This is a genomic window from Telmatocola sphagniphila (assembly GCF_018398935.1).
GTDB classification, from domain to species: domain Bacteria; phylum Planctomycetota; class Planctomycetia; order Gemmatales; family Gemmataceae; genus Telmatocola; species Telmatocola sphagniphila.
This window is the reverse complement of the sequence record NZ_CP074694.1, coordinates 2,607,322-2,622,350: the sequence shown is the minus strand read 5'-3', so window position 1 is coordinate 2,622,350 and position 15,029 is coordinate 2,607,322. Positions and strand designations below refer to the sequence as shown.

Annotated in this window: 12 protein-coding genes; 6 read left to right on the top strand and 6 right to left on the bottom strand. The window is 49.6% G+C overall.

Annotation, left to right across the window (positions count from 1 at the left end; genetic code table 11):
• The first annotated feature begins 569 nt into the window (after positions 1-569).
• On the top strand, positions 570-1,511 hold the full coding sequence (locus KIH39_RS10390) for a DUF1559 domain-containing protein (protein WP_213499260.1): 942 nt from the start codon (positions 570-572) through the stop codon (positions 1,509-1,511).
• Positions 1,512-1,897: 386 nt separating this feature from the next.
• Here the strand turns inward: KIH39_RS10390 and KIH39_RS10385 are convergent, their stop codons facing one another.
• Positions 1,898-2,062 carry a hypothetical protein gene (locus tag KIH39_RS10385; RefSeq protein WP_213499259.1) on the bottom strand — a complete coding sequence of 55 codons (165 nt, stop codon included), beginning with the start codon at positions 2,060-2,062 and terminating at the stop codon, positions 1,898-1,900.
• A gap of 469 nt (positions 2,063-2,531) precedes the next feature.
• Here KIH39_RS10385 and KIH39_RS10380 point away from each other — a divergent pair, with 469 nt between their 5' ends.
• From KIH39_RS10380 to KIH39_RS10370, 3 genes are all read left to right on the top strand, one after another.
• Entirely contained in the window at positions 2,532-3,155 is a 624-nt protein-coding gene (locus KIH39_RS10380; RefSeq protein ID WP_213499258.1) for a hypothetical protein, read from the top strand.
• A 227-nt stretch (positions 3,156-3,382) separates the two neighbouring features.
• Positions 3,383-4,591: an ISAzo13 family transposase gene (locus KIH39_RS10375; RefSeq protein ID WP_213499257.1), complete on the top strand. Its 1,209-nt coding sequence runs from the start codon at positions 3,383-3,385 to the stop codon at positions 4,589-4,591.
• Between the two features lie 382 nt (positions 4,592-4,973).
• Entirely contained in the window at positions 4,974-5,234 is a 261-nt protein-coding gene (locus tag KIH39_RS10370; RefSeq protein ID WP_213499256.1) for a hypothetical protein, read from the top strand.
• Between the two features lie 344 nt (positions 5,235-5,578).
• On the opposite strand, the gene KIH39_RS10365 is transcribed toward KIH39_RS10370, so the two are convergent.
• Positions 5,579-5,917 carry a hypothetical protein gene (locus KIH39_RS10365; protein ID WP_213499255.1) on the bottom strand — a complete coding sequence of 113 codons (339 nt, stop codon included), beginning with the start codon at positions 5,915-5,917 and terminating at the stop codon, positions 5,579-5,581.
• 40 nt (positions 5,918-5,957) lie between these two features.
• Positions 5,958-7,643, bottom strand: a complete 1,686-nt coding sequence (locus KIH39_RS10360; RefSeq protein ID WP_261353125.1) for a serine/threonine protein kinase — start codon at positions 7,641-7,643, stop codon at positions 5,958-5,960.
• A 16-nt stretch (positions 7,644-7,659) separates the two neighbouring features.
• On the opposite strand from KIH39_RS10360, the gene KIH39_RS10355 reads away from it, so the two are divergent.
• Entirely contained in the window at positions 7,660-8,022 is a 363-nt protein-coding gene (locus tag KIH39_RS10355) for a hypothetical protein (protein ID WP_213499253.1), read from the top strand.
• A 209-nt stretch (positions 8,023-8,231) separates the two neighbouring features.
• Here the strand turns inward: KIH39_RS10355 and KIH39_RS10350 are convergent, their stop codons facing one another.
• Both KIH39_RS10350 and KIH39_RS10345 read right to left on the bottom strand, forming a co-directional pair.
• Positions 8,232-9,494 carry a DUF1501 domain-containing protein gene (locus KIH39_RS10350; RefSeq protein ID WP_213499252.1) on the bottom strand — a complete coding sequence of 421 codons (1,263 nt, stop codon included), beginning with the start codon at positions 9,492-9,494 and terminating at the stop codon, positions 8,232-8,234.
• A complete protein-coding gene (locus tag KIH39_RS10345) occupies positions 9,482-11,089 on the bottom strand; it encodes a DUF1549 domain-containing protein (protein ID WP_213499251.1) in 1,608 nt (535 codons plus the stop codon). Before KIH39_RS10345 ends, KIH39_RS10350 begins: the two co-directional genes overlap by 13 nt.
• A 187-nt stretch (positions 11,090-11,276) precedes the next feature.
• On the opposite strand from KIH39_RS10345, the gene KIH39_RS10340 reads away from it, so the two are divergent.
• The gene (locus tag KIH39_RS10340) at positions 11,277-12,440 is read left to right on the top strand and encodes a hypothetical protein (RefSeq protein ID WP_213499250.1); all 1,164 of its coding nucleotides are present in this window, start codon (positions 11,277-11,279) and stop codon (positions 12,438-12,440) included.
• On the opposite strand, the gene KIH39_RS10335 is transcribed toward KIH39_RS10340, so the two are convergent.
• The gene (locus KIH39_RS10335; RefSeq protein WP_213499249.1) at positions 12,441-14,087 is read right to left on the bottom strand and encodes a M28 family peptidase; all 1,647 of its coding nucleotides are present in this window, start codon (positions 14,085-14,087) and stop codon (positions 12,441-12,443) included.
• Between the last annotated feature and the right edge of the window lie 942 nt (positions 14,088-15,029).

The window sequence follows — 15,029 nt, the reverse complement described above, 5'->3', positions numbered from 1 at the left end:
GAAGTGATGCCAGTTCTATATGCGGACTGCGTCGTCTATCGATTCCTCTAGGGGACTATTTTCGGGTGAGCTTGATCGGCAACTCTGAATGGATTGCATGCCAGCGATAGTCGTTCTTTTTCGAATTTCTCGGTAATTCCGACTGATCAGTGGACGCTGGACTATTCGGGTTTGAGCCGAGTAGATATTCTGTAGTCGTTGGAAGCTTACGAGGAAGTGTTCGCTTCCAAGAAAAAATATTTTAATGCGAAGATGATCGCGACGTGTAGATGCTTTTTGCGATACTTCGAAATAATTAAAAAATTCAGTATCTACTCCAAGAATCGACTTTGAAAAACTCGTACTGTTTGGCTGTTTTGTTTTGCTTCTTCGGCAAAGTAGATATCCAGAACAATTGTACGCTTTTTAAGACGATATATCGCAAATTCATGAGAGGCAAACAACATATTCTCGGAATATTTTCTCCGTTTACACTAACATATTCAGAATTGTTGGCGCTCTTGTACCTTGCGTAATTCCTGTGCAATAGTTTATAAACCTTCTTAAAAATACCGAATTGAGAAATCAAAATGTTAATTATTAGAAAAGCAATTGAAATCTCTTCTCCAAAATATTCAAAAAATAATTGCTCCGCCTACTCAATGATCGAACTGTTAGTTGTCATTTCTATAATAAGCATATCTATCTCACTCGTTTTGGCGGCTGTTCAGAATGTGCGAGCAGCTGCCGCTCGCACCAGATGTGGAAATAATCTTAGACAAATCGGTTTAGCTCTCCAACAATATGAACTTAGCTATGGCTGGTTACCAATGGGAGTGGCCTACCAAAACGGCAAAGCGCCTCAGTTATCTATAACCTGGATGACTCGATTGCTGCCTTATGTAGATCAGAATAGTTTGTGGCTTCAAGCCTTGGCTGCTTTTCAACAGAACTCCTTTTTTGAAACTCCTCCACACTTCCCGATTTTAAGTAAGAACATGCCTCTTTTCGTTTGCCCATCGGACTTTCAAGCGCAATCGCCATATAATTCTGGTATTTTTAGTGTCGCACTCACTTCCTACTTGGGATCAGAGGGCACGAACTTAATATCGAAGGACGGTGTTTTATTTGTAGATTCTTCGATAAAGCTGATTGAAATTACGGATGGAATCAGCAACACTCTGGCAGTGGGAGAAAGACCCCCGAGTGCGGATAAAACATTAGGATGGTGGTATGCAGGATGGGGGCAAGTTTTAGGTAATACTCCAACTGGTTCTTGTGATTCGGTACTTGGTGTGCGTGAATTGCAAGTAACTCCGCATTACTCTAATTGTTCTCCCGGACCTTATTCATTTAGATTCGGATCTTTAAATAATGACTGCGACGCTTTTCATTTCTGGAGCTTGCATCCGGGAGGCGGAAATTTTGTTTTTTGCGACGGATCAGTCCACTTTTTAACTTACGCGACCGATTCAATTTTGCCAGCACTGGCAACTCGCTCGGGTGCAGAAATTCTCGATTCTATTGAATAGTATCCAACGTTTTTGTAGTAGTTGCTTCTCGATGAATATAGTTTAAACCTCAGAAGTGTTTGGAAAGCAAAAGATTCTTTATGAAATTAAATATCAAGAGCCCGTTTCAAAACCTCTCTCATGTCATGTGTTTAAAGCTGAAGTAAACCAGTCCTACGTATATGAAGGACTAACCGTTTCGACGACGAGCAAGATCGATCAATCAGACTCAAAAAATTGTGGATCAGATAGGCCAAGCATCGCTACAGGTGTTAAAAAGCCCAGTACAATTTGACGCGATCGCTATTCAGGATGCCCGAGTGCTTTAGGCCGTGAAACTCGCTAACTACTTCGGCCTTGAGACTAGTCCGATAGGCGAACAGAGTGAATCAACACGCTACAAAAGTTCAGGTCAAAGTCTTGATTGAGCCTTCTTTTGTGAGAGATTCGTCGCCATGAACCACCGCTTGCCCAGGCAAGGCCTGTTGCAATTCCCGATAGGAGGGCTGTAAAGCTTCAGAGGCTCGATTCTGAAGTTTGACCATCCAGGCTGCCGAAGCTTGCTGACCCACGATCAATTCGAGGCTTACCGTTCTGCTAACTCCCACCTTGATCGTTGTGTTACCCTAAGGCTTCCAACCGAATCCTTTGCATGGAGCCATCTTCCTCCTATGAGAAGCCGTCAGTCTGACCCCGCTTTCGTTTTCCAGCAATGGTGGAGCGGAAAGCCGGGTATTGTTTGGCACGTAGGAGGCTTTCTCTCTCCTAATGTTTCCGCCGCCACGGGGCCTTATTGATGGCAACTTGTCCCGAACCGAATTCTGGTCGCATTTGTAGCCGAATTAAAGCTGTAGGGATTTTGGCATTTTGAAGGGTGTTTTGCCGAATTCCAGGGAATTCTGGAGCGGACATTCGTGCGATTTTTTCCCAAAAGGAAAGATTGAAAGCACTCACTCAGTTTTATATGCAATATAAGGATGGAGCGTATTATTATGCCTATCTCGCCGAAGTGCGGGCTACCCTTAAAGCAGGTAAATTTATATGAAGGGTTATTTTTTCTTTTCTGTGCATGATTCCTCGATAGTGCCAATGCTTTTCCATAGATTTAACCAGGAGAAATCACGCGTTGAATTAATTGATACTTATTCGAAAGCCTACTGTGCGACGTGTAAACGCCTAGATATTACAAAAGCCGTTTTGGAATATCAACCTATTGGCAAGATCCAAAAGCCAAAAGGTAGGGTGAATTTGATACTTTCTTTTGAAGATATGATATTAGCCCATTCCAGCATAGTTGATGTGTTTGAGCAAGTGGTTCCTAAGTGCTTTAAATTTATCCGAGTTACAAATGATCTGGATTATTATATTTGTTACCCATTATATCTGATTAATGGGAGGGCATTGCCTGAGTCGCATCGATTTGGGAAAGTTTGTGAGTCATGTGGTATTCATAATTTAATATTAATTGGGAAAACTCCTCCAGATATTCCCGATAGTGTATCGCACGGCGCTTTGCGGTTGGAGCTTGATCGTTGGACTGGTTTTAAAGTGTTCTTTTCTTCATTGGAAACTGAGAATCTGTTGCGAGCGGTACCGAAATTGCATAAAGTGGATTTTGGTCGACCTGAAAATCTTTACAAGCAAAGGCCAGGAATTAAATATTGATTCAGTAGTCATAGATAAATGTTGTTTGGATATTTTTATTTGGACAATAGAGATTTGGTTTAATTTACATGGATGCTGTGTATTTACTGAAAAGTTCAAATCATAATGATTTAGAGATTTTATATTCTCTCCGAAGCTTTGCTTTGTATTTGCCCTATGTAATCGCGACAAAATAAGTTACCGAATTGGTCTTGAATCCTTATAGTTTATTCTGCTAAGATCCTGCGATGCAGGATGCAGCAACTATAGAGGCGATTCGCGAGAAGTACATGGTACTGCTCGACGATTTAGATGAGCGTGGTCGTCGACGGTGGGCGGCCGTGGAATCGAGAGCCTTGGGGCATGGAGGGATCACAGCCGTGGCGTTAGCCACGGGCCTGTCGGATCGCACTATTCGAACGGGCCTGAAGGAACTCGACGATCCCGATCCGCTTCCCGGCTCTCGTCAACGTCGAAGCGGCGGGGGTCGCAAATCTCATACGGTAACGCAACCAGACCTGCGGGACGCTTTAAATGGTCTGATCGAGCCAACGGTTCGGGGTTCTCCGATGAATCCCTTGCGTTGGACGATCAAGAGTACTTATCGACTGGCCTCTGAACTGAAAAAGCAAGGTTACAAGGTGAGTGCGACTTCGGTGCGTCGTCTGCTGATTGAGATGAAGTATAGTTTGCAGGGCAATCGCAAAACGCGGGAAGGTCGTCAGCATCCGGATCGGGACGGCCAATTTCACCATATATCCAATCGGGTGAAAGCGCGTCAGCGTCGAGGAGAGCCAGCGATTTCGGTTGACACCAAGAAGAAAGAAACGCTGGGAAATCTGAAGAATCCGGGGAAAACGTATCGGCCTCAAGGGGTTCCTCAGCAAGTCAAGACGCATGATTTTCCGGATCCGGAATTGGGCAAGATCGTGCCGTACGGCGTTTACGACATTCAGGGCAATGAGGCGGGAGTGTCGGTAGGAATCAGTCGCGACACGGCTGAGTTTGCGGTCGGTGCGATTCGGCGTTGGTGGGAGAAATTGGGCCGCAAGCGTTATGGGAGTGCGAAACGGTTGTTGGTAACCGCGGACAGCGGAGGGAGTAACAGCTCGCGGTGCCGTCTGTGGAAAGTGGAGTTGCAGAGGTGGGCGGATCAGACGGGATTGATCATCGAGGTTTGTCATTATCCGCCCGGAATGAGCAAGTGGAACAAGATCGAACATCGGTTGTTTTGCCACATTACACGGAATTGGCAGGGCGTCCCTTTGGAAACCTTGGAGGTAGTGGTCGAATCGATAGCCGCGACGACGACGGAAACGGGGTTGGAAGTCCATGTTTGGGTCGACGAAAATTCCTATGAAAAAGGCCGAAAAGTGAGCGATGAAAAACTGGCGGAGTGCAATATCAAACGAAACGAATTTCACGGCGAGTGGAACTATGAAATCCATCCCTCATAGGTACTAAGAATTCGGTAACTTAATTTGGCGCGAATCCTAAGCCTCAGCAAAAAGGAAAAGGAAAATTGTACAGACACGAGGCGGGGTAGGAGCGAGGTACGATTTATCACCGATCAAAGACGGCGGGGAAAAACCGACTTAACAGGTCAATTCCCTTACCAAATTCGCAGCGTAATCGACGATTGGCAATTCAATAACTATTCGGCTATTCTAATTTCAAAGTGCGATCAAACCGCGGTAAAGGACAACTTCCTAACTGCGACTTCCACCGATTTGGCCAAACCAGTAATACCACTCTTGAAGAAAGTTCTTGATCGGCGATTTGGTCGCATGCGAGCGGACGTATTCGTGGTAAGATGAACCTGCCCACCGGAGTTCTTTCATGTTTGAGTCTTATCACACCTTGACGGATAGAAAAGCCAATCGCATTTGGGAACAAGTCGTTCTCCAGGACAAAGGAGGTTTTATCCTTCGAAGGAAAACGACCGATGACGAGGAGTTGTCGACCTTAGCCCCGTTTCCCATGGTTGGAAACAGGTTCATCCTCATGGACTACGAGGAAACCAAAAAATCCCCGATAACAATCACCAGAATCGTGGGAAGAGGAATGGACGCTACCTATTTTTACGTGATTCAAAAATAGGCAGCTATTTTTGCAGATTCTGAGGCACCAGGTAGAAGCGATCGCGTCCGATCACTAAAAGATCATGGTAAGCATCAAGTGTGGATAGCAAGCACTCTCGAAAAGAGCCCTTCATAAAGCTGATTGTGCACTCGTTCAGGAATAAAGCTCGATCTGGGCGGGTTTCCCAATCTGAATCTTCGAAGTTAGCTGATCAGCTTCAATCGATGGTCTTTTTAAGTAGGGAAACCCGGTAGCAGCAATTCGAATTCTCATAGCTCGCCAAAACGAACGGGGATGGAATCCCACGATCTCTAGATGGGTTAAAACCAACACTGATGAAGCATCGATCAAAAATACAAATTTTAGGTCACCACAACTTCATCTGTAAGCGTTAAGGCCGCGAGACAGCCTTGAGTGCAAATCAAGTTGAGCACAACTTGGGCTGTCCCCGTTGGGAGCAGGATACTAATCGTTCCTGGCAGCGAGACGGATCCACTATTCGGTGTGATAGCGACAGGATTACCATTTGCATCCGTGAGTGAGACAGTCCAATTCGCTGTGGCGCAGCCAGAGATCGTGATGGGATAATTGATCGTTGCGCCACTCGTGAAGGTTGTGCCAGGTCTCAGGGTACATCCCAGCACGGCTTTCACGGCGGGCGTAAGAGTTTCAGATTGTCCGCTCAATTTTTGTTTACTCATCTACATCTGCCTCGAAGAGTAGTAAAAAACAGCTGGTTTGCTATCTAAGAGGTTCCACCCGCACGTTACGAATCTGAATTCCCCCCTGCATTATGTGAATGCCACATGCATTCCCGACTTGATCGGGTTTATAAGAATTTCCGTGAATTGTTCGGGCAAAGTTATCGAGGCTAGAATTCCGCGCGCCCGAGTACGGCCGGCGCAAAGTGTAAAGAACCTGAGAGTCGAGCGAAAAAATAAACGATTTTTCTTGCGCTTCCAATCTGAACGTATGCCATTCTTTTTCTTTAATCTCCGCAATTTTCTGAACACCTTTGAGCCGTTCGGGAGCAAAATTTTCCATGTACGTCATTATCGAATTTTTGTCATACGGAAAAATGGTATGGCCAATATGCACGGCGAAAGGCATAGGATCGTCCTTCTTCGCCCTTAAAAAATCCGCGGCCATCACTTTGCACATCAGAACTTGCTGATAGACGACATCGGCTTTTCTCGCTTCCTGCCGATCGCAATAAATGCCAATGGCAGCTCCATCTTCGGGCTTCGAATTGTAGCGAAAGTCAAATTGAAAAGTGAAATTCGATACCGGTACTGATTTCAGACAATCCGCAAGGCAAGAAACATCCGATTCCAGGTGAATTAATCCATAGTGCATATACTTGCGGCTGTATTCGCTCGGCGAACCAAAGAGAATCGGTACTACTTCCTCGCCGTCGGGCCGAACGATCTCAACGGCTTCTCCACTGGCTAATTTTTTTGAGGCCGCAGCCTGCTTCCGGGCTTCTACTTCTTGAGGATTTGGATTTCTAATCGCAAAATAAAGTGCGATTGTAATAGCGAGAAGCGGAAGAACGTAAATCAAGATATTGCGCTTCGGGGGAGCAACCACCTTCCGAATCTGCTCCTCAATTTGCTGGGCGCTTCGCAACCTTTTATTGGGGTCTCGGGCCAGACAACTCATAATCAATTGATTGATTCGTTTGTCCATCTTGGGATTGATTTCAATAGGAGTCTGGGCATCCTTTTCATTGATGGCCGCACTGTATTGTTCGAGCGATTTGAAGGGAAATGGTTTCCGGCCTGTCATCAATTCGTAAAGAATCACTCCCAAGGACCAGGTATCCCAATGTGGACCAGCCGCGTTCAAAAGCCCCTTGGCCTGTTCCGGACTGGAGTAGCCTGGAGTGCCGAGAAAAAATCCCGCAGCCGTTTTGTGGATCTTGGAGGTCGTTTCTACGCTACTTTGCTCCGTGAGGTTCAAGAAGTCATCTTTCGAAGATTCATCTTGAAGTGCAGGATCTTCTGTAACTCTTTTGACCAGTCCGAAGTCGCTGAGGTGCGGTTCGTCGTTCTCATCCAGGAGAATATTTTGCGGTTTAATATCTCGATGTAAATGACCCTTCGAATGCAGAAACTCCACCGCATTGGAAATTTTGGCAATTAGCAGCAGCGATTTCTTTGGATCTTTCTGAAATTCCGCCATTCGCTTGGCCAGACTGCCGCCCTTGAAGTACTTCATTACATAGTACGGATCGCCATTTACCGTGCCGAAACTTAGTACCTGAGCGATATTGTCGTGCTCGAGATGTGCCATGGCCTCGGCTTCTTCTTGAAAGCGTGCCAAGCTCGTTGCACTCATCCTGGAAGCACGAATCATCTTGATGGCCAAGTGGCGTCCCAATACGTCATAGCCCTCATAGACCAGCCCCATTCCTCCCTGGTCCACGAGTTTCAGTCCACTTATGCCGGGTATGGATATCTCGCAGGCTTTTTCTATCTGCGAGGAAACAGGTTCATTTGCTTTTGAAGTTGAAATTGTCTTAGAATTTCCGGCTGTTCTAAACGAACCTGTCTTTTCGGAATCCTGTATTCCATCTGAATTGGCTTGGGGCAGTTGGATAGTAGGGTGGGTTTCCGCATGCTCCGCCGGAGTGCTAATGGCGGCCGCAAGATCCGATAAAGGATTGGATGCTGCGTCCGCAGGCCGCAATTGGTTATCTTTGTTAAGAGGCGGCTCTGATGGTTTATCTTCGGGCAAGATTCATCCCTCGTGTACTAGCTATCATAATAAATCAATTGCGACTCAAAAAGTAAAGGAAAAATAGGATGCTATTCGAAATTTCTGTTTCCCCTCATCTGCCTCAGTTCTTTATATTTTGGCGCTTACGATTTGATTCTAATTCGAAGAGATTTGTTCGAAATGTCCATCTACGATCTGCTTTTCAAAACTGTCCCCAACACCCGATCTACCAATCCAGGCGATGTATTCTTTATTCCAGAATAACTTAATGGGTTTTGCCTTCAACCGGATGAATCAGCTTTTCACCAGCTGAGGAATTGGCTCCCCCTCGCTGAAGCGGATGGTTCTACCGATTGGCGTTTCGTTGACCTTCTTGTAATCGATGCCAAGTGCGGATAGCACGGTGGCGTGCAGATCACCTACCTTGACCGGATCTGCCGGCGGATGCTTACCTTCCGGATCGGTCTGGCCAATCACTTGTCCGCCGCGAATGCCGCCGCCTGCCAGGGCGAGACTAAAGCCCGTCGGCCAGTGGTCGCGGCCACCGGCGGGATTGATCACAGGTGTTCGCCCGAATTCTCCCATGCATAAAACCATCGTTTTTTCTAAAAGCCCTTTTTCCCGCAGGTCGCGAATCAGAGTACTGAATGCCGGATCGAGTATTTTGAGGTTGTTACTGCAAATCGTGTGATTATTCACATGCGAATCCCAACCACTCAGCGTGACTTCCACACAGCGTACACCGGCTTGAATCAGGCGCCGGGCGGCCAGGCAACCTCTCCCGAACGGGGTATCGCCATAGGAAGTGCGTAGTTCGCGAGGTTCGGAGGACACATCAAAGGCTTTCAGTTGTTCCGAGCTCATCATCCTCAGAGCGCCTTGAATCGTCTCGCGGTGCAGTGTCTCATCCACCCGTTTCTCTCGGCCGCGCGAAAAGGCGCGATCCAAAATATTCAAGCTCTCCAGTCGTTTCTGTTCCTGAGCTGCGGGCAGAAAGGATTTGGTATCGGGCACCGGGTTAGCAGGGTCATCCATCAGAAAAGCATCGTATTTATCGCCGAGGTAGCCGCCGCGCGCTGGCCATTGCGAAGAGAGGATGCTGACGTGTCTGGGGATTTCGGTTTTACCGATCGCCAATTCGTGGCAGGCAATCGCTCCCAGGGCGGGGTAGATCACGGTGGGGTCAGGTCGGAATCCCGTTTTCAGGGCGTACGTTCCCCGTTCGTGGTCGCCTTCCTTGCTCATCATCGATCGAATGATTGAAACCGAGGCCATTTCCTCGGCGAGTCTTTCAAAGCCTTTAGCCAGCTGAATATCTTTGGTCGCCGTTTTGATAGCGGTCGTGCCGCCAGCAATATTGGTGTTCGGGTGCGGATCGAAAGTTTCCAGTTGGCTGGGGCCGCCCGCCATCCAGAGGACGATCACGGAATTGGCCGTGGCTCGATGAGGGGCTTTTTCATCCGCGCGGGCCAGCCATTGACTCACGGGTGTCAGCCAGGTGGCTCCGGCCAGGGCGGCTGTGTTGCGAAAGAACTGACGGCGGTTTAGTGGTTCCATGAGAACTCCGTGGAATTGATCAGAGCCCAGAAGAGATTTTGCAGCGCCTGGCCGCGAGTTATCGTCGGGTCTTTCAGGAGATTTTCAAAATATTGCAATTCTTCTGTCGTTGGCCGGCGAGTCAGACAGGCCAGGTAGGCCGATTCCACCGCCTGGGCATCATCAGCGGCCAGCCATTTAATGCGAGTGTTGGCATTCAGCGGGCTTTCCTTAATTTTCTCTTCGACTAGTTTGCCGTTCATCAGCGTCAGCCTTTGCGGAATAGTGCCCCCACGATTATCGAATTCGTCATCCCCGCTATCGCCGTAGCGTTTCAGGAATTCGTTCTGTTGCCCGAAACGCATCAGGCGGAGCAGGATGTAGGAATCGAGATCGCTCGTCGTTACAGAAGATGCTTGCAGGATGCTTCCGGCCATCTGTTCCGGTCGCAACCGGGTGAGAGGGAAGATTCCCAAAGTTCTGGCAAGGGTCTCGCCAGAATCATGCTCGCACTGGCTATCCAACTGGTAGACCTGCAAGCGAGCGATGATTCGAATCAAGCGTTGAAGGTCGTAATTATGCTCGGCAAAATCGTCGGCCAGGATTTGCAAGGCGGGCGGAATAAATCCATCGGTTTGCAGGTTGTCGATGGGGGCAACCAAAGGCTGACCGTTGAGGATGGCCCAGACTCGATTCACGGCGGCCTTGGCGAAATAAGGATTTTTGCGATGCGTTATCCAGGTGGCTAACCGTTCCCGTAAGGTTCCTTCGTTCGGTAAAAGTTCCGGCGAGAACGCAACCCTTGGAGCCACCATCCGCTTAGCTTGCGTCTTCATATCTTCGACTTCGTAATCACCCGTTCCATCGGTAATGCCGCGCAGACTCACATGGGTCTGGCCGAAGAAGGCGGCAAAGCCCTCAAAATCGGCCTGTTTCCATTCGGCGAAAGGATGGTTATGGCACTGGGCACAATCGAGTCGAATTCCCAGGAAAGCGCGGGTCACTCGGCCGGCGATTCGCACCGGGTTCGGCTGATTCTGTTTTTCCGGCTCAATGGTGACGCTGATGAAGTTGGTGGCTGGTTTGTCGGTCCAGATGCCTTCGCTGGCGATCAACTGCCGAACGATTTGATCGTACGGGCGATTTTGAAAAACCTCATCGGCGAGCCAGGAGACGAATTTGCGACGGCGAAAGAAAATGAAAGGCCCATCCTCCGTGCCGACCACCGCCCGGGTCAACCGTTCCGCAAAATAGTCGGCATAGCGGCGATCCTGCAGGATATGGTCGATCCACCAGGGAATCTGCTCTTCGGTTGGCAGAGATTCGAACTGGCGAATTTCTTCGAGGGAAGGAAGGGTTCCCATCAGGCCGAGGGATAAACGGCGGGCGATAGCGAGATTGGTCGCGGGAGTAGTCGGTTGAATTTTCTCCGCTTCCCATAACTTGCGAAACGAACCGTCTACGTTGTGAACGGTATTTTGAAAATCGGCTGTCTTATAGGCTTCCGGATGATAGTTCGATAGCGCTTTGCCATGCCGGGGCGGCAGCAGATTAGCGGCCAGCGTCAGTCCGCCGCCCGCCAGTAAGCCCAGAAATAACAGATTCTTCAGCCACATCGGGAACACCTCCCCAGAGTTGTCTGAAAGTATACTACCATTGAAAATCTCTTCCGGTTTCGTTCCGCGGAATTTAGTTTTTCTGAAACCTCGGCCGGGAGCGAAGGTAATATTTTTCATGCAAAGCCGACCACCGATTCCTGAATCCTCCGTTGCGGGCACTCGGCCGCCTGTGCTGGATTCTCGAATGGTCTGGCTCGATTCGCCCCCGGAAGTCACTCTCGAAGACCCTATCGAAAAAAAATCTTCCCCACCTAGCTCGGTTCTGAAGGTATTCGTCCATGGGGTGCAGTGGATTTTTGGCCTCGTTTCCATGCTGGTGGCCTTGGCCTTTCTGGCAGCGATTCCCATTCTGCAATTTTTGAGCCTCGGATACATGCTTGAATCGGCGGCCCGCATCAGTCGTAGCGGCCGGATTCGCGATGGCTTTATCGGTATTCGTCTGGCCAGTCGTTTGGGGATTGCGGTAGCGGCTAGCTGGCTACTGGTGCTACCGATCCGGTTTTTGAGCGATATTGCGATTAGTGCCGAGATTATCAATCCGGGGAGTCGTAAAGCAGCCGATTGGCGGATGGGTGTGTATCTTCTCGCGGCCTTAACCGCTGTTCACATCGCCATGGCCATTGCTCGCGGCGGCAAACTGCGTTACTTTCTTTGGCCGTTCAATTTCCTCTCGGTGATGCGAGAACTTCGCCGGGGGGATAGCTACGCCCGGGCACGTGACGCCACTTGGGACTTTGTCATTTCGCTCCGACTGCCGTACTTTTTCTGGCTGGGACTGCGCGGCTTTGCCGGAGCCTTCGTCTGGCTGTTTATACCGGTCACGCTGCTGGCCATGGGACATGCCCATTTCAAAGCGGCTCCTTTTGTCGGAGTCGTCGGTGGGTTGTTACTTGCCTTGGTGATTCTCTATCTGCCCCTGTTGCAATTGCGGCTGGCCTCAGAAAATCGCTTTAGTGCGATGTTTGAATTGCGGGCCGTTAGACGAACGTATCGAAACGCCCCGTGGGCCTTCACCTTGGCGTTTTTTCTAACCCTGTTGTTCGCGTTGCCGCTTTATTTGTTAAAAGTGGAAGCCTTGCCGCGTGAGACCCGCTGGCTCCCGGCGTTGATCTTCATGCTCTTCATCTTCCCGGCCAGGCTTTTCATGGGTTGGGCGGTGGGATTGGCCAATCGGCGAACGCAACCCCGGCACTGGTTCTTCCGCTGGACGGGGCGGATTCCGCTTTTACCGATTGCTGGAGTTTACGTTCTCGTCGTTTTCTTCTCGCAATACACCAGCTGGAATGGTGTTGTTACGCTCTACGAACAACACGCCTTCCTGTTGCCAGTGCCTTTCCTCGGTTCCTGATTATTTGACGCCGCTCTTGATTCGAGCCTCCAGGAACTCATCTCCCGGATTCCAGGTCGGCATCGACTTGGCGTTGGCAATTTCCTTCGCGGCATCCAAAGCGAATCCCATCAGCACCGGGTAGCCGGTGAAATCCCACTCTTCTTTGTATTTGTCGTTCGGGCTGTGATAAATGTTCGCAATGAAATCTTCACTGGCTTTCTTGGCGAAATCGGCTGGCTTACCTTTAATTTTCTCCCCACGACCCACGGAGAAAGCCGGTACGCCCCCTCGAGCCATGGCGAAGTGATCCGACCGGTAATAGTAGCCCAGATGGCTGCGCTTGTCGGGTTCGATTTCCAGATGGTGCTTAGCAGCGATATTTTGCAGGATCGACCAGCTGGTGGTTCTTTCCGCGCCGCTGAGCACAATCGATTCGGGTTCCCCAATAGGGGAGACTGTGTCGAAATTGAAGTTCATGGCCGTGCGGCCCAGAGGAATAAGCGGATGTTGGGAGTAGTATAAAGCCCCGAGCAATCCGCTTTCCTCGGCCGTCGTCGCCAGGAACAGGGCCGAGCGTTTCGGTTTGGGATTCAGGGAGGCCCAGGTACGGGCCATTTCGATGAGGATGCCACAACCCGAAGCGTTATCCAGTGCTCCGTTGAAGATCGCTTCGCCGCCGACCGAGGATTTGCCCACACCGAGATGATCCCAGTGGGCCGTGAATAGAACGATCTCCGATTTCAGTTCGGGATCGCTGCCTTCGACAAGACCCACCACGTTTTTGGAAGAGACCTTCTTGACGGTGCTGGCGATGTGTCCCTTGACCGTGATCCCCAGGCTTTTCGCTTTGAAACCTTTGGTATTGGCCTGTTTCAAGGCCGTGTCGACATTCAGGCCAATGCTACCCAGAACTTTGTCGCCTGCAGTCGAGGATAGCCAACCGGCAAAGGCCAGGGCGGGTGCATTTTCTTCGTGCTGGATCTGGGCGCCGGTCAGTTTCTTCACCACGCCATAAGGGTAACCGGCGGTTTCGGCCGTGTGAATAATCAGGGCGGCTTTGGCACCACGGCGGGTGGCTTCCTCGTATTTGTAAGTCCACCGGCCATAGTAGGTGAGGGCTTTGCCGGCGAAGAATTTGGGATCGTCCGAAGGTGGTTCGTTGGTGAACAGCACCACTACTTTGCCTTTTACATCGACATCCTTGTAATCATCCCAGTCGAATTCCGGGGCAGTAATCCCATGCCCGACGAAAATAGCTTCGGCTTCGAAATCTTCATCTTTCTGGCTGTAACTCATCCCAGCAAATTCGTCCTCGAGCTTCAGCAGAGTAATATCGTTTCCCTTGCTGAAGCTGAGAGTCGTTGTGGGTGTGGTTGTGACGGTAACTAATGGCACCGGCTGGAAATAGGACGCTTTGCCAACCATGGGCTTCAAGCCGGCCTTCTTGAACTGCTCAGCAATATAATCGGTGGCCAGTTCTTCGCCGCGAGTGCCGACGCCGCGACCCTGGAGGAGATCGCTGGAGAGATATTTCACATCGGTTTTGATTCGGTCGATGGAAAAGGGGCCAGTTTTGGCGGCTTCTTGTGCTGGGAGTTTGCTGGTGGAAGCGAACAACCCCCATAAGCAGAGTACGGGTAGAGCTAACCGACGATAAACTAGCATTTCAGACCTTTCTTGGCGAGGAATACAAGATAAATTCCGGGAATCGGCCCCCTTTGAGAATTTACGGAACTTCGTTAGCAAAAGGCAGACAGAAAGAGGAGAACTTAAGGCGGTTAACTGTATTTCTCAAATCGGATACCACGGAGGTCGTTGGGAGTGCAGGAAGAAGACGATCCGCCGGGGACTGGTTCCGGTTTCGATGCGTTTCTCTAACGTTGTTGGGATTGAAGGATTTTAACCACAGAGGGCACCGAGAGCAGTGAGGGGTTCTGTGGCTGGGGAATAGATTTTGTAAGTCGTTGAAAATGCAGAGCATTTTCAACAGAGGGCATTGAGAGTGTGGGAAGCACGGCCGCGAAACGAGGCGACTCTCTGTGCTCTCGGTGTTCTCGGTGGTAAAAGTTTTGAGAAAGACTGAAACCGCAGAGTTCGCAGAGTTCGCAGAGGTGAGAAGGAAAAAAGTGGACGGAGGGGGGAGTGGTTCCGGTTTCGATGCGTTTCTCTAACGTTGTTGGGATTGAAGGATTTTAACCACAGAGGGCACGGAGAACACGGAGGGGATTCTGTGATTGGGGAATAGATTTTGTAAGTCGTTGAAAATGCAGAGCATTTTCAACAGAGGGCATTGAGAGTGTGGGACGCATGGCCGCGAAGCGAGGCGACTCTCTGTGCTCTCTGTGTTCTCGGTGGTAAAAGTTTTGAGAAAGACTGAAACCGCAGAGTTCGCAGAGTTCGCAGAGGTGAGAAGGAAAAAAGTGGACGGAGGGGGGAGTGGCGCCGGTTTCGATGCGTTTCTCTAACGTTGTTGGGATTGAAGGATTTTAACCACAGAGGGCACCGAGAGCAGTGAGGGGTTCTGTGGCTGGGGAATAGATTTTGTAAGTCGTTGAAAATGCAGAGCATTTTCATCAGAGGGCATTGAGAGTGTGGGAAGCACGGCCG